Below are 17,266 nucleotides of genomic sequence, written 5' to 3' on the forward strand. Positions count from 1 at the left end.
AAGAAGAAGAGGTAACACAAGCGATTGGTATATGCATCATGTGATTTTGAGGTGATTGAGATTATATGGTCAAGAAGAGAAGCGCAAACGGTGGATGCCTTGGCAGTAAGAGGCGAAGAAGGACGTGGAATCCTGCGAAAAGCTATGGGGAGCTGGAAACGAGCGATGAGCCATAGATGTCCGAATGGGGGAACCCGGCTGCAGCGATGCGGTCATTTGCATTTGAATACATAGGATGCAAAGGCGAACTCGGGGAACTGAAACATCTAAGTACCCGAAGGAAAAGAAATCAAGAGAGATTCTCCAAGTAGCGGCGAGCGAACGGGGAGGAGCCTGGCGTGATTTATTATTGAACTGAGTAGAACAATTTGGGAAAGTTGGCGATAGAGGGTGAAAGCCCCGTATACGAAGGTTTGATGAGGAACTAGGCACGCGAACAAGTAGGCCGGGACACGTGAAATCCTGGTTGAAGATGGGTGGACCATCATCCAAGGCTAAATACTACTTACTGACCGATAGTGAACCAGTACCGTGAGGGAAAGGTGAAAAGAACCCCGGAGAGGGGAGTGAAATAGAATCTGAAACCGTTTGCGTACAAGCAGTGGGAGCATGGTTTAGGCTGTGTGACTGCGTACCTTTTGTATAATGGGTCAGCGAGTTACTTTCAGTGGCGAGGTTAACTGAATAAGGGAGCCGTAGAGAAATCGAGTCTGAATAGGGCGATAGTCGCTGGGAGTAGACCCGAAACCGGGCGATCTAGCCATGTGCAGGATGAAGGTTGGGTAACACCAACTGGAGGTCCGAACCGGGTAATGTTGAAAAATTATCGGATGACGTGTGGCTAGGAGTGAAAGGCTAATCAAGCCCGGAGATAGCTGGTTCTCCCCGAAAGCTATTTAGGTAGCGCCTCGTGAATGATTACTGGGGGTAGAGCACTGTTTCGGCTAGGGGGCTGTCATGGCTTACCAAACCGATGCAAACTCCGAATACCGGCTAATTGAATCACGGGAGACACACGGCGGGTGCTAACGTCCGTCGTGGAGAGGGAAACAACCCAGACCGCCAGCTAAGGTCCCCAAGTACTAGTTAAGTGGGAAACGATGTGGGAAGGCATAGACAGCCAGGAGGTTGGCTTAGAAGCAGCCACCCTTTAAAGAAAGCGTAATAGCTCACTGGTCGAGTCGGCCTGCGCGGAAGATGTAACGGGGCTAAAACTAGTCACCGAAGCTGCGGATGTGCGCGAAGGCGCACGTGGTAGGGGAGCGTTCTGTAGGCTGATGAAGGTGCATTGAGAAGTGTGCTGGAGGTATCAGAAGTGCGAATGCTGACATGAGTAACGATAATGTGGGTGAAAAGCCCACACGCCGGAAGTCCCAGGTTTCCTGCACGACGTTAATCGGAGCAGGGTGAGTCGGCCCCTAAGGCGAGGCTGAAGAGCGTAGTCGATGGGAACCAGGTTAATATTCCTGGACTTTTTATAAGTGGTGAAGTGGGGACGAAGAAGGCTAGGTGAGCCAGGCGTTGGTTGTCCTGGTACTTGCATGTAGGGGGGAAGACTTGGCAAATCCGGTTTTCCATAACTCTGAGGTGCGAAGTGGTTCTGACCTTTTGGTACAGAGAAGTCATTGATGCCCGGCTTCCAGGAAAAGCTGCTAGCCATAACTTATAGAGAACCGTACCGCAAACCGACACAGGTGGACAGGTAGAGAATACTAAGGCGCTTGAGAGAACTCGGGTGAAGGAACTAGGCAAAATGGTACCGTAACTTCGGGAGAAGGTACGCCCTTTCTGGTGATGGGATTTACTTTCAGAGCTGGAGAGGGCCGCAGAGACCAGGTGGCTGCGACTGTTTATTAAAAACACAGCACTCTGCAAATTCGTAAGAAGACGTATAGGGTGTGACGCCTGCCCGGTGCCGGAAGGTTAATTGATGGGGTTATCTTCGGAGAAGCTCTTGATCGAAGCCCCGGTAAACGGCGGCCGTAACTATAACGGTCCTAAGGTAGCGAAATTCCTTGTCGGGTAAGTTCCGACCTGCACGAATGGCGTAACGATGGCCACACTGTCTCCACCCGAGACTCAGTGAAATTGAAATCGCTGTGAAGATGCAGTGTACCCGCGGCTAGACGGAAAGACCCCGTGAACCTTTACTATAGTTTTGCACTGGACTTTGATGATGACTGTGTAGGATAGGTGGGAGGCTGTGAAGTGAGGACGCTAGTTCTCATGGAGCCGCCCTTGAAATACCACCCTGTTGTTATTGAGGTTCTAACTTGGTCCAGTAATCCTGGATGAGGACAGTGTATGATGGGTAGTTTGACTGGGGCGGTCTCCTCCCAAAGAGTAACGGAGGAGCACAAAGGTACCCTCGGTACGGTCGGACATCGTACCAAGAGTGTAAAGGCAAAAGGGTGCTTGACTGCGAGAGTGACGGCTCGAGCAGGAACGAAAGTTGGTCTTAGTGATCCGGTGGTTCTGAATGGAAGGGCCATCGCTCAACGGATAAAAGGTACTCCGGGGATAACAGGCTGATACCGCCCAAGAGTTCATATCGACGGCGGTGTTTGGCACCTCGATGTCGGCTCATCACATCCTGGGGCTGAAGCAGGTCCCAAGGGTATGGCTGTTCGCCATTTAAAGTGGTACGCGAGCTGGGTTTAGAACGTCGTGAGACAGTTCGGTCCCTATCTGCCGTGGGCGTAGGAAAATTGAGAGGAGCTGCTCCTAGTACGAGAGGACCGGAGTGGACGAACCTCTGGTGCACCGGTTGTCACGCCAGTGGCATGGCCGGGTAGCTAAGTTCGGACGGGATAACCGCTGAAAGCATCTAAGCGGGAAGCCTCCCTCAAGATGAGTTTTCCCATGAAGCCCGTTGAAGACTACGACGTTGATAGGCAAGGTGTGGAAGCGCAGTAATGCGTGAAGCTAACTTGTACTAATTGGCTGATTGTCTTGACCATATAATCTGAGTAACTTCAGAATATGATATTGATTTGTATACCTGATAAGTATCGTGTAAACTCTGACTCTTTACCAAACCTGTGGCTTAATAAAGCAATCAAAGCCTCAGGTAAACCAGTTTTCCTGGCGACTATAGCGATTTGGAACCACCTGATACCATCTCGAACTCAGAAGTGAAACATTTCCGCGCCAATGATAGTGTGAGGCTTCCTCATGCGAAAGTAGGTCATCGCCAGGGTTTTATTCCTTATAGCGGCTCTCAAGCCGCTTTTTTTATTTATAAAATAAATTACATCGTCTTTTCTACATCAAATACTCGTTACTTCACTGGCTCTTTAAGTCATAAGTTGAGTTTAAATGGCTTGATTTCTTTTTTTAATTTATCAAAAGTAATATGTGGATAAGAAAAATGAGTAGCTCGTAACCTAATATGTAAGATACTTATTCTTTAACCTTATATAATGCCCTGCAGAATATTCAATTTGTTCTATCTCTTTTGCAGTTAATTTTCTGACGGCTTGAACCGGGCTTCCCAAATACAAATATCCACTTTGGAGTATTTTTCCCGGAGGTACAATGCTTCCTGCAGCAATCATGACATGTTTTTGTATGTGCGCTGAGTCTAAAATTATAGATCCCATGCCAATTAAACAGTAATCATTGATAGTGCAGGCGTGTAATAGAGCTTTGTGCCCTACCGTGATTCCTTGCCCTAAAATTAATGGCCTACCGCCTGGAGTATAAGGACCATCATGAGTAACATGCAGCACAGCACCGTCTTGAATACTGCAGGAATGGCCTATTTGAATATAATTGACATCACCACGAATAACAGCCATAGGCCATACGGATACGTCATCTCCCAGGGTTACGTTACCAATGACAGTGGATTGCGGATCAATATAAACTCGTTCACCTAATTCAGGATACTTGTCTTCAAATTTACGAATGGAATAGTTCATGTATATTTACACCATAGTTACAAATTCTTCAGCACTGGTTGGATGAATTGCAATTGTATTATCGAAGTCCTTTTTACATGCGCCCATTTTTATGGCAACCCCAAAGCCTTGTAGCATTTCATCGGCGCTGTATCCGACGACATGTAAACCAATAATCTTTTCCTTTTTACCCAAGGTAACCAATTTCATCGCAGTAGGGGTTTTATCAATACTCAAGGCATCATACATAGGGATGAAACGGGTTTGATATATTTTAATTTTATTCTTACCATATTTTTCAATGGCTTCATGCTCGGTTAAACCGACAGAACCAGATGGAGGATGAGAGAACACTACTGAACAAATATTATCATAATTTAAGCAGGCATCAGGTTGATTCCCGAAAATTCGGTCTGCCAAACGCCTCCCTGCCGCTATTGCAACGGGAGTTAGTGCGGGAGCATTAGTGACATCGCCAATAGCATAAATACCTTTAACCGATGTATTTTGGAATGCATCAACCAGGATTAATCCTTTGTCATCCATGTTAACGTTTATTTTATCAAGATTTAAATTGCCAGTCCGCGGTTTTCGACCTACAGCAGATATAATGACATCAATATTTTCAATAATAGAGCCACTTTGGCACAAAATACTTTTTCTGCCGTCGCTATGGAGATGGATAGCTTGGGCTTTATGGTTTTGATGAATACAGATTCCTTGTTTTTGCATAATTTCCATTAAAGTATCGCCAATCATATGATCAAAGCGACTCAGTGGCCGTGTACCTCTCATTAATAAGTGAGTTTCACTACCAAGAGAGTTAAGGATTCCTGCTAATTCAACACCTATGTAACCGCTACCAATAACAGCTACCTTAGCTGGTAATTTGGTTAATGAAAAGAAACCATCAGAATCAATAGCATGCTTAATGCCATTAATTGCTGGTAGAGCTGGCTCACTGCCAGTTGCAATAATAATATGTTCTGCTTGATAAATAGTATGATCTATCGTGATAGAACTTTGATCGTGGAAAATGCCCTTACCTTGAATCAGAGTAATTTTGTGCTGTGAAAATCGTTTCTCATAATTTTCTCTTAAACGTTCAATATACGCATTGCGTTTATTCACTAGTCGCTTCCAATCTAACTTGGCATTATTTTCCAGGAAAAAACCGTAATCAGGAGATTTATGGAGTGTTTCTGCAATTGATGAAGCATTGTACATAATTTTTTTGGGGACACATCCTAAATTCACGCAGGTCCCTCCCAAGTGGTTTTGTTCAATAACTGCTACTTTGGCTCCATACTGAGCAGCACGAACAGCACTAGCTATTCCGCCACTTCCTCCTCCAAGAACTATAAGGTCAAAATGTTTTGTTTTCATAGTCAATTAATAGGAAAATAAAATAATAGTAGCAGGTCGTACTTGGTCTACCAAGGGATTAAACTGAATTTTATAAAAAACTAAAATATTTTTTAATTTCAACCAGATGGTTTTAGTTATGGTTGGTGTTTAAGCCATGTATCAACACCAACCTGTAAAAATATAACAGTATCGTTATCGCCTCAAGTCAGCAGGGACTTAGTACTGACAACAGGAATATAAGACTGAGATTATTGTTCTAATTTTGTTAAAAGTTCTTTCCGGGTTTTTTCATCAACAAAAGCAGCTTCAATAGCCATACGCGTAATATTATTCATTGTGTCATTGTTATAGCCATAAGCTTTTTGAACTCTTTTGTATTCTTGAGCAAGTGTAGTGCTCATAAAAGGAGGATCATCGGAATTAATACTGACTTTAATCCCTGCTTCATAAAGCTTTGGAAAAGGGTGGCTATTCATGTCTTTGAATAATCCCAAAAATATGTTACTGGTTGGGCACACTTCCAATGCAATACCCTGGTCTTTAACCATGGCCATAATGTCAGGTGAGTCAATCACTCGAACCCCATGCCCAATTCTTTTAATTGGCAGAGTTTTCATTGCTTCTTCCATTCCTTTGGCTGAATCAAATTCGCCGGCATGAACGGTGCATTCCAATCCGGAGTCTGCTGCTATCTGATAAGCTTTGGTAAACAATTGAGGAGGAAATTTTGCTTCATCTCCTCCTAATCCAAATCCTGTTACACAAGGAAATTTATCTATAGAAGCCTGTTTTGCGACGCGTTCGCATGCTTCTACGCCAAAATGGCGTACTGCAGTGATAATAATACGTCCAACAATATCAAATTGACTTTTAGCATCATCAATAGCCTGTTGAATTGCTGCTAAATGCTCTTTTGAAGGAATTCCACTGGATTGCTCGGCATGGTCCGGAGAGTACATCATTTCAATGTAGATAGCATGTTCTTGAGCGTTCGATTTAAGATAATCAAAGGTAATATCATAATAATCTTGTGGATTTTTAATTACGGATGCCAGCGTATCATAAACCTTAAGAAAATCGAGAAAGTCTTTTGATAAGTAACTTTTTTCATCTGGTGCAATAAGACCATTAGGGAGAGTTAATTGATTTCTTTTTGCTAGTTTTTTGGCGAGTTCTGGGGAAATAGTTCCTTCTAGATGTACGTGTAATTCTGCCTTTTTTAAATTCATGATATAGCCTATTATCTTACTTGAAAGAAGATTAATGGTAACTTAGATAAAAAAACGATAAAATATATTTTTTAAATAAAGTTATTTTGGATTGAGTATGAACACAGATGATATAAATAAAGCTTATGTCAGTCCTTACGATAAGTTTTTATATGAATTTGATGCGACACATAAAAAATCAGCATCGCAATTGCAAGAAATTAAAAAGCATCAGCGCATCTTCAAAATGAGAGACGATAAAGACTACAAGATCGATCAAAGTGAAATTTGGGAAGAGTTTTAAGAGTTTCTCACCTATAACTATCTTGGTAAGCTGCTAGCATGTTAATCAAGACCTAGTAGCAGAAATGACAGGTCTTTATTGTATTAGTAAAGATAAAGATGAAAAATCCATCCATTCTGCACTAAATAATCCTGCTTTATTAAATAAGGCTATGCAGCTTAAATCAATTGGGAAAGTAGCCCTTTCTCAAAATCAATTAACTTATCTTAAGATTCATGATGAATGGATCCACGAACTATTTCCACTCTTACAAAATGAGCAGATCCGTAAACCTGATTATTTTGGTAATGAATCCATCGGTGCTCATATTAGTATTATCTATCCAGAAGAAAATACAACAATTAATCCAAAAGAGTTAGATCAAGAGCATCGCTTTAAAATTAAGAATATTATTAAGGCAAATTTAGAATTAAAAAAATATTATGCCATTATAGTGGAGGCATCCTCTTTGGCAAGATTGAGAAAAGCATATGGTTTGCCTGAGAATTTATATTTTAAAGGATATTCAATTCATTTTCATATTACAGTAGGCGTTGAAATTTAGGCAATCCATTGCCTATGATGAGCTGATAGGCAATGAGGATTATCCCAACAAAGCATGTAAAAGTTTATAGGATAAGATCGTTAGCATGGAGGCTGCGGGTAATGTCAGTACCCATGACATAAAGATATTACGGATTACAATGAGATTCAAAGCGCCGATACCTCTTGCCAAACCTACACCTAAAACGGCACCAACCAGAGTTTGAGTCGCCGAAACAGGGATTCCGGTGCTGGTTGCAACAACTACGGTAGTTGCTGCAGAAAGTGTTGCAGCAAATGCACGGCTGGGCGTTAAAGCAGTGATAGAACTTCCTACGGTTTCAATGACTTTTCTTCCATACATAAGGAAACCAGTTACTACTCCGACGCAACCTAATAAAATAATCCAGGAAGGGTAGTTATCTGCGTCAAATATTTGATTGGAATGCATGACCAGGCTGTGCACAATACTTAATGGTCCAACAGCCAGGGCAACATCGTTGGAGCCATGAGCGAAAGCCATAGCGCATGCCGTCATTGCCATGAGCACAGCAAAATACTTCTCTACCTGAATAAATCGTTCCCTGCGTCTTATTTTATGGTATTCAGGAATACGCTTAATAAAGATCATACCCAGAATTGTAATTATTATACTGGTGGCCAGAGTCACCGCCAAATCTTGCTTTAAATTCAAGTGAATATCAAAATGGTTAAGTCCTTTAAATACAGTGATAAAAGATAATATAAAACCAATCAAAAAAAGATAAATAGGAATATATAGCTTAGCTTTAGTCAACGGGTTACTTTTTACAAATATGGTTTGCTGTATACTAATGAACAAAGCGTAGGCCGTAATCCCTGAAATCAACGGAGATGAAATCCATCCAATAGCGATTCGCGCTACCTGGTTCCAATGTATTGCGTCAGGACCCAAGACTATAGTGCCAAAACCAACCATCGAGCCTACTAATGCGTTGGTTATCGAAACAGGGACCCCCAGATAACTCGCAAGATTCATCCATATTGTGCAGGCAAACAAAACGCACAGCATGCCTTCGATGAGGATTAATGGTTCATTAGAGAGTTGACTGGTATTGATAATCCCATCACGCATGGTTTCAGTGACACCTTCACCCCCTAAAAAAGCGCCTGCAAATTCGAAAATGATGGCGATAAGCATGGCTTGACGGACGGTAACTGCCTTTGAGCCCATAGTGGTACTCATGACATTAGCCAAATCATTGGCACCGACCCCCCAGGTCATAAGAAAACAAAGAATAAGAGCAGCAAAAAGTAGGTAAATTGAATAATCCATGAGTGATAACTACCGGGCAATTAGAATTTGAAGTCGACCACCAACTGTCTGGGCATGGTCAGCCAATTCGCCAATCCATTGGACCAGTTTGTATAGAAAAATTACATCTATAGCTGGGAGTTCCTTTTCTAATTCGAAGATTTTGTGCCTAATGTCCGCCAGTCTTTCATCACAGTCATGTTCAATTTCGTCTAATTTTACTATCATTTCTTCAACGATTTTGACTTCGCTGCCCCTGAATCCGGTTTCAAGCAATTCATCTAATTCATTAATCGCTGTACAGGCTTGTTTAGAGGCATCAAGACATCGGCTTAAAAAAGGCATAAAAGACGGAATTAATTTTTTAGGTATGCTCATTTGTCTGCTTATAATTAAAGCAGCTATATCTTCTGCTTTATTGGCAATTCTATCTTGAGCACTGAGCAGTTCTAATATATCTGTGCGGGCGACTGGTAAAAATAAGCCAGTAGGAAGATGAAGACGCAAATCACGTTTAATTAGATCCGCTTCTTTTTCAATAGAGATGATTTTATCCTTGATCTTGTTTGCAGTATCCCAATCGTTTTTGAGCACCGCTTCAAAAAAAGGGTACAATTGCTTGGCACACTGATGTGCTTTACGTATGTGTTGTTCAATGGGCTTTATTGGTGATGGCCCGAACATATTGAATATACTACCCATAATTTTTGATCTCGGATAACAGATTTTAAGGATTATACCTAAACTTTTTGAGGAACAAAACTACTACTTATCTAGAGTGAATACAGATTAGGGATTAAAGGGGGCTATTTGTAACCTTTTGAGTCCTATTAGTGCTACAATTCAATAAAGGATTTTATAATTAAATTGAAACAACAGGAGTGTTTCTATGATTAAGCGATGGCTATTAGTGATATTATTAATTTCTGGCAACGCTTTTTCCCAGCAGATGATAACCAAGGTTATCGAATTGAATTATTTGCAAGCAGATAAGGTTATTCAGTTAATCCAGCCATTATTGCAGACTGATGAGAAAGTAAGTGGTTCAGGGCAAACACTAATTGTTAATGTGAGTCCCCAAACTTTAACGCAAATCAGAAACGTATTACATAAAATAGATGTTCCTCCTGTTGTTTTTAATATTACTGTTTATCAAGGGGATCCTGAATGGTTAAGCTCACAGGATGGGAATGATGTCGTTTACAGCACACAACCACAATACGAAGTCCAGCGCAGTCAATCCGTTAAAGTTATGAGTGGGGAATCCGCTTTTGTTGCGACCGGTGAACAAGTACCAGTAGTTACTTCAGTTGGTGTTGGTCTTTTAGCCACAGGAGTATCTTATGAGCAGCATAATATCCAAAACGGTTTGCTAGTACACCCTGTTTTGCAAGGATCACAGGTCAAATTGACGGTGAGAAGAGTGCGAGAGCAGGAAAATGTAGAGAGTGATCAACAATTTGATAATCAACAAATAGATACTACGATCATGGCGCCATTGAATAAATGGGTTCCATTAGGTACAGCAGAGGGGGTTCAAAATACCGATTCTTCTTCAACTTCTTATACAGCTGGAAGGCCTTTTTCTCAAAATTCAACTTTGTACATTAAGGTATCAGTTGTAAAATCCACCCCTTCTGGGACCACCAAATAAAATGATGGAAATGCGTTTCATAATCATTTTACTTGGACTTCTCTTAATGAGCTTTTCTTCCCTGAACTGGAGAATAAGCCAGGATTTACTGATTAACTAACTCTTAATCCCTTCATTAAAAATATTTTTGCCTTGATCCTGGAGCTTCTCGTAAGCATCTTTAAGCCATGAAAATCATCATAATTCGGTATTGTGAGCTCATGCCATCATGGGTAGATTAAATTAAAAACAAAATGATAAAATTAAAATCATTAATAGTGTATAATTAAAGTGAGCGGAGATAATTTTGGGGGGGACTTCTTATGGCAATTATCAGTTCACTGGCCAATCACCTATTGATTGCCATGCCTTCCTTAAAAGATCCAAACTTTGAAAGGTCAGTGGTCTATTTGTGCGAGCATAATGAGCAAGGGTCAGTTGGTTTAATTATTAACAGACCTTTACAGTTTCCACTATCTATTGTTTTTGAGCAATTGCAAATTGAACCTATTCGAGTAGAAAAAAATGGGTTGCCTTTATTGTTTGGCGGACCAGTACAACCAGAAAGAGGATTTGTTATTCATAAACAAATGGGCGGGTGGCGTTCCAGTTTGTTTTTGCAAGATGAAGTGACGGTTACTACCTCAAATGATATCATTCGTGCCATAGCTTATGACGAAGGACCTAAAGATGTATTAATTACTTTAGGTTATGCTGCCTGGACAGAGCAGCAATTGGAAAGAGAAATTATGAGTAACACGTGGCTAGTTTGTCCCTATAAATCTGAAATTCTTTATGAAGTGCCCTTTGAAGAGCGTTGGGAATACGCGGGATTAACGCTGGGCATCAAAATGAATCAACTCTCTTCTGATGCTGGCCATGCCTAGAGGTGTGTATTTAGGTTTTGATTTCGGGTATAAACGCATAGGAGTCGCTGTAGGACAGCGGCTAACTTGTAGTGCCTCTCCCTTATCTACTATAGAAGCTAAAGCCGGAATCCCTGATTGGAATACCATTCAAAAAGTGATAACCCAATGGAATCCACAAGCTTTAATTGTAGGTCTTCCTACCTGTATTGATGACCGTGAATTGTATACAACATCAGCTGCTCGTCGTTTTGCAAAGCAATTGCACAAGCGGTTTTCTTTACCTGTGCATTTAGTCGATGAACGACTTTCAACAGTAGAGGCAAGAGGGTATTTGTTTGAGCAGGGGGGATATCGCCAGATTAAAAAAGCCGAGGTAGATAGTATAGCAGCTTGTGTTATACTGGAGCAGTGGTTGCAACAATCGGAATAACTCAAAGAGTATTTTTCTTTTGGCGTAAAATGAAATTTGGCGGGGGAACATGAAGCATTTTCTTGAAATTAGTCAATTGTCATCTGAACAAATTGAATCCTTATTGCAACGAGCTTTATATTTTAAACATACAAAGCAATACCCTTCTTATTCCCAAAGTATTATTGCTAATTTATTTTATGAAAACAGTACCCGAACCCGCATCAGCTTTGAGTTAGCAGAGCGCCATCTGGCAATGTCTGTAGTGAATCTGGATCTTCAGACCTCATCAGAAACTAAAGGCGAAGCCATTGAAGATACCATCAGAACGCTAGCCGCTATGGGTATCCAGTATTTTGTAATTCGCCATAAGCAAGATGGGCTGCAGCAAAATTTAGCTAATAAGTTAGGTGATACAGTTAATATAATAAATGCAGGTGATGGAACTCATGCTCATCCAAGCCAAGCGATACTGGATATGGTGACAATTATTGAACAAAAAAAGCGATTAGATAAATTAAAAATTGCTATTTTGGGAAATATTAAACATTCACGTGTTGCTAATTCTTTCCAATGCATTTGCAGTAAATTAGGGGTTGGTGAGTTGGTTTTGATTTCTCCAGAGATTTGGCAACCATCACAAGTGCACTTTGGACGGGTTACTGATAATCTCAATGAAGGTCTGGAAGGTGCGGATGTGGTAATTTGCCTGCGAGTTCAAAAGGAACGTTTGCTGCAAGATGATCATTTGGATTTGGATTTTTATAGAAACAATTTTGCACTTACTCAAAAAAGTCTGTCTTATGCAAAACCTGACGCTATGGTTATGCACCCTGGGCCTATGAATCGCGGGGTTGAAATTGATAGTGAAGTGGCTGATGGCAACCAATCTTGTATTTTACAACAGGTTACTAACGGTGTTTATGCAAGAATGGCTATCCTTGAATCGCTGATAGCGAGTTAGGTTTCTCTATATTCTGTCATGCATTATGCTTTTATTCTCTTGGGTAATATATTCTACTCATACTGCAAGACGCATGATTAACCACGTTGAGCAATAGATAGGAAACCGCAAAATTATTCAGGTAGATCGATGGATAACATTTGACCTTGCGTCAGCGGTTTTCCCTGTTCTCCGGCACAAGCATTTATGATTAAAGTTTTTCCTGTGGTTACTATACAGTAATACATATACCCTGTTTTATCGACCATAAAGACTGGTATTCGTTCATTCGTGCCTTTTTCGTCAGTTTTAAAATTCATAATCAATTGAAAATTCTCTGCGTTAGGCATAGTTTTGAGTTTTTTGGTAACGCAGGGAGTAAACTCATTGCTGAGGTTTACTGATTCATCATAGCATGATTTTATAATCGCTAGCGCATTATCAGTAGGTCTATTAGCTGTTGCAAATTGCCATGGTATCATTAATAAAATGCAAGGAAATAAGAGTCGTATGCTTCTCATGATGGCCCCGTAATTTATATTTATGTATAATTATAGGACAACTTAGGTATATATGATTAATACGGAATTGATTTTTTATACACCCCAATACTTGAGAAGAAATTTTATTTAGGCAAATGCAAGATTTGTTTATAGGATAACGCCTGTTGCAGATGGTTTAGCATGACCTTATTACATTCACTCATATCAGCAATTGTCCTGCTTACTTTTAGTAAGCGATGGTAACCACGAGCAGACAGTTTCAGTTTACTCATCACCTCTCGGAGAAACAATTGTTCTTCTGATCCCAATTCGCAAACCATTTCGCATGTTTTGGAATTTAAATTGGCATTGAGACTATCTTGTCGTGCCATTTGTATTTCATGCATCTTTGTTACCTTTTCTCTAATAGCAGGACTTTGTTTTTCTAAATGGGTATTGGGTTTAATTAACTCCTCTTGAGATAATGCGTGAATTGTAACCTGCATATCGATTCTATCTAATAATGGAGCAGAAAGTTTTGCCAAATAGCGGCTGATTCTATCAGGAGTACATAAGCAATTGGCTTGTGAATTACCCCATTGGCCACAAGGGCAAGGATTCATTGCTGCAATTAATTGAAATTTGGCAGGAAACTCTATTTGTGCAGCTGCCCTGGAAATGCAAATATGCCCTGACTCCAAAGGTTCTCTAAGTGTCTCTAATACTTGCCGATTAAATTCAGGTAATTCATCTAAAAATAATACGCCGTGATGGGCTAATGAAATTTCACCGGGTTTCGGCGGGTTGCCTCCTCCGACTAAAGCGACAGGTGAAGCAGTATGATGTGGTGCACGAAAAGGAGGCAAACGCCATTCCCTGAAATCAGGTAATTTGCCTCGAATTGAATTAATGGCTGCGCATTCGAGAGCTTGTGTTTCGGATAGTTCAGGTAGCAAGGTACTAAATCTTTTTGCCATCATCGTTTTTCCACTGCCTGGTGCGCCACTTAGGAGAATACTGTGTCCCCCACAGGCAGCAATGACCATAGCATTTTTGGCATGATGTTGCCCCTTAATATCAGACCAATCCAATTCATGGTTATTTAATAAAAGATCTGGTTTGGGAGGTAAGTTCTGTAAAGAAGTACCCTGGCATAGATAATCACAAACTTCGCGTAAGTTATTGGCAGTAAAGACTTTTGGATGGCCGGTTAAAGAAGCTTCGGCAGCATTTGCATTCGCTATAATCAGATGTTGATTGTCTTTATGAGCGGCAAGAACAGCAGGTATAATGGCAGAAACCCCTCTAAGCTCGCCGCTTAAAGCCAATTCTCCAATAAATTCGTGGTTTGCAAGGTTGGTGAGAGGAATTTGTTCCGATGCTGCGAGTATCCCTAGTGCAATAGGCAAGTCAAAGCCACTTCCCGTTTTAGGTAAATTGGCAGGGCCAAGATTAACGGTAATTTTACGGCATGGAAATTCGAATTGGCTATTTATAATAGCGCTGCGCACTCGGTCTTTACTTTCTTTCACTGCTGTTTCAGCAAGTCCTACCATAGTAAAACCTGGTAATCCATTTGATAAATGGACTTCCACAGATACTGGTTGTGCGACAATACCAATAGTGCTTCGCGTTTTGGTAAATGCGAGATTCATAAGATTTTTTCCTTATTATGTTGGACTTAAGTCGATCCCATTTCCTATGGACGACTAATAGTTATTATTTATTATTTTTAACTTCTTGCCGTTTAATGAAGTCTTCAAGCTGGTGCTGCAATTGCTCCAGTTTTTCTCGAGTTCTGGCAAGTACCTTACATTGCACATCAAATTCTTCACGGGTAACAAGGTCCATTCGGCTGAATGTTGATTGCAGTACTTCTTTAAATTTTTGTTGAATGTCTTTTTCAAAATTTTGTAGACTCGTAGGTAAAGTAGCGAAAAGCTTATTAGCTAATTCATCAAATTGCTTGGGGTCAAACATGGTGGCTCCGGATTATTTTTGAATACAGTCTAGCAAAACTGTTGGATTACAACTATACCCAAGATGTCTTGAAAAGCAATAACATAAAAATTGTGTGTTAGAAATATCATGGGTGGCTCTGCATTTAACGTGATGGAAAAAAATATGAAAATGATCACCGCAATTATCAAACCATTTAAACTGGATGATGTACATGAAGCTTTAATGGAAATAGGAGTGCCAGGAATTACTATATCTGAAACTCGAGGATTTGGGCGTCAAAAAGGTCATACCGAATTATATCGAGGGGCGGAGTACGTGGTAGACTTCCTCCCTAAAATTAAAATTGAACTGGCATTGCCAGATAATATGGTTGAAGCAGCTATAGAAGCTATTTGCAAGTCCGCCTACACTGGTAAAATTGGTGATGGCAAGATTTTTGTTTATGCTTTGGAACAGGTAGTGAGGGTTAGAACCGGGGAAGTCGGTACAGACGCTCTATAGAATGTCATTTTAGGCCAAGGGATTTCGCCAATAAATAGCTTTTTGAGTTATTACGGCATCCAGGGGAACATCCCAAGGGCGTGGTTCTATGTAATCAACCCTTTGAAATTGGTAGGCGACTCCTAAGAGATGCGCTTTTGATTTATTAGCCAAGGTGCGATCATAGTAGCCTGAGCCCATACCCAAACGAGTACAGTGTGCATCAAAAGCAACCAGAGGCATGATAATCAAGTCTAATTCATCAATAGGCAAGGCCAACTCAATATCAACGTCCGGTTCCGGGATATCGTATTTATTCGTTTTAAAAGGGGTGCTGGGGGTGGCTGGTAAAAAAGAAAGAGTGGAATCATTATTTAATACCGGAAAATAACAATACTTCCCCTGGAGGGGCGCGCTTTTCCAGAGAAACGTTAAATCAACTTCTCCATTAACGGCAAAGTACAAGGCTATTCGTTTTGCTTGCCTGTATTGTTCCAGCGAGCGGATACGAGTACAAATTTGATTGGAAGATGCTGTTCTGTAGGGTACAGAAAGCTTGGATCTTACCTGTTTTATGGTATTTCTTAGAGCAACTTTATATTGGTCTGACATGATTTGGTATCACTAATATTCTTTTTTATTATTAGATGGATTAGGCTTAAAGTTCAAGTGTTTCCAGGTATCAATATGTTGTTTTATGCATTGGGTGATTATAAATGCGCGATGCGATAAGTTTATAACATAAAATAATTAAAAAATACTATGCAAAAAATTAAAAATAAGGTATATAGCCGTCCTGGAATCTTGTTCCATTTAAGCAATTATTTAATGTTACTTTTAATTCTTTGAGGGAATGTTATGAGTGACTTGTTTGAAGAAGATGAAGAAGAAGTAATTGAAGTTGTCGACGATTTTGATGATGTTGAAGTGGATACTGAAATTATAGAAGCTCCCGGTGTCAGTTTGGATGCGCGCAGACGACTGGAAAATATGTTGGAGGAAAAGCGATTGCGAGATGAGTTAGATGATTTTGTAGATTATTAATTATGAGATCATAATGCCTACTCGTGTTATTGAAGACAAAGGAGATATGACGCCATCATTTGGAATTGATGATCGAATTTTTTTAGGTGAGGGATTATTTGAAACAATTAGAGTCAATAGTTCCAAGCCTTCCTTTGCTTATATGCATTGGGAGAGACTAGGCAATTCAGCTCGTCAGTTGGGTATTCCTTTTGAAATTTCATTTGATGATTGGTTTGAGCATCTTATTCAAAAAATCCAAAAAGATAACCTGTACCATGGTGGCATTAAAGCCATTTTGAGTGGTGGTCCTGCTTCGAGAGGCTTGGCAGAACGAGGACAAGTCAGCCAATTAATATTTCAGACTTTTAATTATTCTATACAAAAGCATCCTGTTCGGTTAATCAGTATTAATTGGCTAAGGGATAAGGCCAATCCTCTTTATCAATTAAAATCAGTGAATTATTTAGAGGCGATTATTGCTCAACGTCAAGCGATTGCGGTTGGGGCAGATGATGCCTTATTTTTCAACACAGAGAATCATGTTACTGAAACAACTTGTGCCAATTTATTCTTGATTGAAAATAACATTTTGTATACCCCGCGAGTAGAGGATGGGATCTTACCCGGCATTACCAGAGCACGCCTCATTTCACATTGTCAGCAACACAAAATGTCAGTGCAGGAAATATCATTAACGAAAAAGAGGATTGAGGACGCCGATGCTGTTTTTTTAACTAATAGTCTGCAGGGTATCAGAAGGGTGCTCTCCCTGGATAACATTATTTTTGAAGTCAATCATCCAATTATCGATAAGTTGATCTTTTTATTAAATCAGGATGAGTCTTGATAAATTTTTATTAATTG

Annotated in this window: 18 protein-coding genes and 2 rRNA genes; 11 read left to right on the top strand and 9 right to left on the bottom strand. The window is 40.4% G+C overall.

Features of this window, described 5'->3' with window-relative positions:
• Positions 1-67 precede the first annotated feature (67 nt).
• Together LPG_RS02845 and rrf are read left to right on the top strand one after the other, a co-directional pair.
• A 23S ribosomal RNA gene (locus tag LPG_RS02845) occupies positions 68-2,960 on the top strand.
• Positions 2,961-3,083: 123 nt separating this feature from the next.
• Positions 3,084-3,199 (top strand): 5S ribosomal RNA (gene rrf, locus LPG_RS02850).
• A 187-nt stretch (positions 3,200-3,386) separates the two neighbouring features.
• Here rrf and LPG_RS02855 read toward each other — a convergent pair.
• The 3 genes from LPG_RS02855 to LPG_RS02865 all read right to left on the bottom strand — a co-directional run bounded on the left by LPG_RS02855 (position 3,387) and on the right by LPG_RS02865 (position 6,499).
• On the bottom strand, positions 3,387-3,923 hold the full coding sequence (locus tag LPG_RS02855; protein ID WP_010946314.1) for a gamma carbonic anhydrase family protein: 537 nt from the start codon (positions 3,921-3,923) through the stop codon (positions 3,387-3,389).
• 6 nt (positions 3,924-3,929) lie between these two features.
• Positions 3,930-5,288 carry a glutathione-disulfide reductase gene (gene gorA, locus LPG_RS02860; RefSeq protein WP_015444784.1) on the bottom strand — a complete coding sequence of 453 codons (1,359 nt, stop codon included), beginning with the start codon at positions 5,286-5,288 and terminating at the stop codon, positions 3,930-3,932.
• A gap of 230 nt (positions 5,289-5,518) precedes the next feature.
• A complete protein-coding gene (locus LPG_RS02865) occupies positions 5,519-6,499 on the bottom strand; it encodes an adenosine deaminase (protein WP_010946317.1) in 981 nt (326 codons plus the stop codon).
• 97 nt (positions 6,500-6,596) lie between these two features.
• Here LPG_RS02865 and LPG_RS02870 point away from each other — a divergent pair, with 97 nt between their 5' ends.
• Together LPG_RS02870 and LPG_RS02875 are read left to right on the top strand one after the other, a co-directional pair.
• Entirely contained in the window at positions 6,597-6,782 is a 186-nt protein-coding gene (locus LPG_RS02870; protein ID WP_010946318.1) for a CBU_0585 family protein, read from the top strand.
• A gap of 64 nt (positions 6,783-6,846) precedes the next feature.
• Positions 6,847-7,326: a hypothetical protein gene (locus tag LPG_RS02875; protein ID WP_010946319.1), complete on the top strand. Its 480-nt coding sequence runs from the start codon at positions 6,847-6,849 to the stop codon at positions 7,324-7,326.
• Positions 7,327-7,365: 39 nt separating this feature from the next.
• Here LPG_RS02875 and LPG_RS02880 read toward each other — a convergent pair whose 3' ends face one another.
• Positions 7,366-8,619 (bottom strand): inorganic phosphate transporter, encoded by a 1,254-nt coding sequence (locus LPG_RS02880; RefSeq protein ID WP_010946320.1) that lies wholly within the window; start codon positions 8,617-8,619, stop codon positions 7,366-7,368.
• A 9-nt stretch (positions 8,620-8,628) separates the two neighbouring features.
• Positions 8,629-9,300: a TIGR00153 family protein gene (locus tag LPG_RS02885; RefSeq protein WP_010946321.1), complete on the bottom strand. Its 672-nt coding sequence runs from the start codon at positions 9,298-9,300 to the stop codon at positions 8,629-8,631.
• Between the two features lie 187 nt (positions 9,301-9,487).
• On the opposite strand from LPG_RS02885, the gene LPG_RS02890 reads away from it, so the two are divergent.
• The 4 genes from LPG_RS02890 to LPG_RS02905 all read left to right on the top strand — a co-directional run bounded on the left by LPG_RS02890 (position 9,488) and on the right by LPG_RS02905 (position 12,473).
• Positions 9,488-10,252 (top strand): hypothetical protein, encoded by a 765-nt coding sequence (locus LPG_RS02890; RefSeq protein ID WP_010946322.1) that lies wholly within the window; start codon positions 9,488-9,490, stop codon positions 10,250-10,252.
• A gap of 302 nt (positions 10,253-10,554) precedes the next feature.
• Positions 10,555-11,118: a YqgE/AlgH family protein gene (locus LPG_RS02895; protein ID WP_010946323.1), complete on the top strand. Its 564-nt coding sequence runs from the start codon at positions 10,555-10,557 to the stop codon at positions 11,116-11,118.
• Positions 11,111-11,530 (top strand): Holliday junction resolvase RuvX, encoded by a 420-nt coding sequence (gene ruvX / locus LPG_RS02900; protein WP_016356737.1) that lies wholly within the window; start codon positions 11,111-11,113, stop codon positions 11,528-11,530. The genes LPG_RS02895 and ruvX overlap by 8 nt, the downstream gene beginning before the upstream one ends.
• 49 nt (positions 11,531-11,579) lie before the next feature.
• A complete protein-coding gene (locus tag LPG_RS02905) occupies positions 11,580-12,473 on the top strand; it encodes an aspartate carbamoyltransferase catalytic subunit (protein WP_010946325.1) in 894 nt (297 codons plus the stop codon).
• 113 nt (positions 12,474-12,586) lie between these two features.
• Here LPG_RS02905 and LPG_RS02910 read toward each other — a convergent pair whose 3' ends face one another.
• From LPG_RS02910 to ubiK, 3 genes are all read right to left on the bottom strand, one after another.
• Complete coding sequence (locus LPG_RS02910) at positions 12,587-12,973, bottom strand: hypothetical protein (protein ID WP_010946326.1); 387 nt, start codon at positions 12,971-12,973, stop codon at positions 12,587-12,589.
• Positions 12,974-13,077: 104 nt separating this feature from the next.
• Positions 13,078-14,589 (bottom strand): YifB family Mg chelatase-like AAA ATPase, encoded by a 1,512-nt coding sequence (locus LPG_RS02915; protein WP_010946327.1) that lies wholly within the window; start codon positions 14,587-14,589, stop codon positions 13,078-13,080.
• Between the two features lie 64 nt (positions 14,590-14,653).
• Complete coding sequence (gene ubiK / locus LPG_RS02920; RefSeq protein ID WP_010946328.1) at positions 14,654-14,914, bottom strand: ubiquinone biosynthesis accessory factor UbiK; 261 nt, start codon at positions 14,912-14,914, stop codon at positions 14,654-14,656.
• Positions 14,915-15,058: 144 nt separating this feature from the next.
• Here ubiK and LPG_RS02925 point away from each other — a divergent pair, with 144 nt between their 5' ends.
• Positions 15,059-15,397: a P-II family nitrogen regulator gene (locus tag LPG_RS02925; protein WP_011213200.1), complete on the top strand. Its 339-nt coding sequence runs from the start codon at positions 15,059-15,061 to the stop codon at positions 15,395-15,397.
• Positions 15,398-15,406: 9 nt separating this feature from the next.
• Here LPG_RS02925 and LPG_RS02930 read toward each other — a convergent pair whose 3' ends face one another.
• Positions 15,407-15,988 (bottom strand): 5-formyltetrahydrofolate cyclo-ligase, encoded by a 582-nt coding sequence (locus tag LPG_RS02930; protein ID WP_010946330.1) that lies wholly within the window; start codon positions 15,986-15,988, stop codon positions 15,407-15,409.
• Between the two features lie 246 nt (positions 15,989-16,234).
• On the opposite strand from LPG_RS02930, the gene LPG_RS02935 reads away from it, so the two are divergent.
• Together LPG_RS02935 and LPG_RS02940 are read left to right on the top strand one after the other, a co-directional pair.
• On the top strand, positions 16,235-16,420 hold the full coding sequence (locus LPG_RS02935; RefSeq protein WP_010946331.1) for a PA3496 family putative envelope integrity protein: 186 nt from the start codon (positions 16,235-16,237) through the stop codon (positions 16,418-16,420).
• Positions 16,421-16,433: 13 nt separating this feature from the next.
• Positions 16,434-17,249: an aminotransferase class IV gene (locus tag LPG_RS02940; protein ID WP_010946332.1), complete on the top strand. Its 816-nt coding sequence runs from the start codon at positions 16,434-16,436 to the stop codon at positions 17,247-17,249.
• The last annotated feature ends 17 nt before the right edge of the window (positions 17,250-17,266 follow it).

Source organism: Legionella pneumophila subsp. pneumophila str. Philadelphia 1, assembly GCF_000008485.1.
Classification (GTDB): Bacteria; Pseudomonadota; Gammaproteobacteria; order Legionellales; family Legionellaceae; genus Legionella; species Legionella pneumophila.

What these genes read in the sequence shown, in the direction of transcription:
- LPG_RS02880 (WP_010946320.1), bottom strand. Translation starts at nt 8,619, where the DNA reads ATGGATTATTCAATTTACCTACTTTTTGCTGCTCTTATTCTTTGTTTT.
- LPG_RS02875 (WP_010946319.1), top strand. Translation starts at nt 6,847, where the DNA reads ATGACAGGTCTTTATTGTATTAGTAAAGATAAAGATGAAAAATCCATC.
- LPG_RS02910 (WP_010946326.1), bottom strand. Translation starts at nt 12,973, where the DNA reads ATGAGAAGCATACGACTCTTATTTCCTTGCATTTTATTAATGATACCA.
- LPG_RS02915 (WP_010946327.1), bottom strand. Translation starts at nt 14,589, where the DNA reads ATGAATCTCGCATTTACCAAAACGCGAAGCACTATTGGTATTGTCGCA.
- ruvX (WP_016356737.1), top strand. Translation starts at nt 11,111, where the DNA reads ATGCCTAGAGGTGTGTATTTAGGTTTTGATTTCGGGTATAAACGCATA.
- LPG_RS02905 (WP_010946325.1), top strand. Translation starts at nt 11,580, where the DNA reads ATGAAGCATTTTCTTGAAATTAGTCAATTGTCATCTGAACAAATTGAA.
- LPG_RS02855 (WP_010946314.1), bottom strand. Translation starts at nt 3,923, where the DNA reads ATGAACTATTCCATTCGTAAATTTGAAGACAAGTATCCTGAATTAGGT.
- LPG_RS02865 (WP_010946317.1), bottom strand. Translation starts at nt 6,499, where the DNA reads ATGAATTTAAAAAAGGCAGAATTACACGTACATCTAGAAGGAACTATT.
- ubiK (WP_010946328.1), bottom strand. Translation starts at nt 14,914, where the DNA reads ATGTTTGACCCCAAGCAATTTGATGAATTAGCTAATAAGCTTTTCGCT.
- gorA (WP_015444784.1), bottom strand. Translation starts at nt 5,288, where the DNA reads ATGAAAACAAAACATTTTGACCTTATAGTTCTTGGAGGAGGAAGTGGC.
- LPG_RS02930 (WP_010946330.1), bottom strand. Translation starts at nt 15,988, where the DNA reads ATGTCAGACCAATATAAAGTTGCTCTAAGAAATACCATAAAACAGGTA.
- LPG_RS02935 (WP_010946331.1), top strand. Translation starts at nt 16,235, where the DNA reads ATGAGTGACTTGTTTGAAGAAGATGAAGAAGAAGTAATTGAAGTTGTC.
- LPG_RS02925 (WP_011213200.1), top strand. Translation starts at nt 15,059, where the DNA reads ATGAAAATGATCACCGCAATTATCAAACCATTTAAACTGGATGATGTA.
- LPG_RS02895 (WP_010946323.1), top strand. Translation starts at nt 10,555, where the DNA reads ATGGCAATTATCAGTTCACTGGCCAATCACCTATTGATTGCCATGCCT.
- LPG_RS02890 (WP_010946322.1), top strand. Translation starts at nt 9,488, where the DNA reads ATGATTAAGCGATGGCTATTAGTGATATTATTAATTTCTGGCAACGCT.
- LPG_RS02940 (WP_010946332.1), top strand. Translation starts at nt 16,434, where the DNA reads ATGCCTACTCGTGTTATTGAAGACAAAGGAGATATGACGCCATCATTT.
- LPG_RS02870 (WP_010946318.1), top strand. Translation starts at nt 6,597, where the DNA reads ATGAACACAGATGATATAAATAAAGCTTATGTCAGTCCTTACGATAAG.
- LPG_RS02885 (WP_010946321.1), bottom strand. Translation starts at nt 9,300, where the DNA reads ATGGGTAGTATATTCAATATGTTCGGGCCATCACCAATAAAGCCCATT.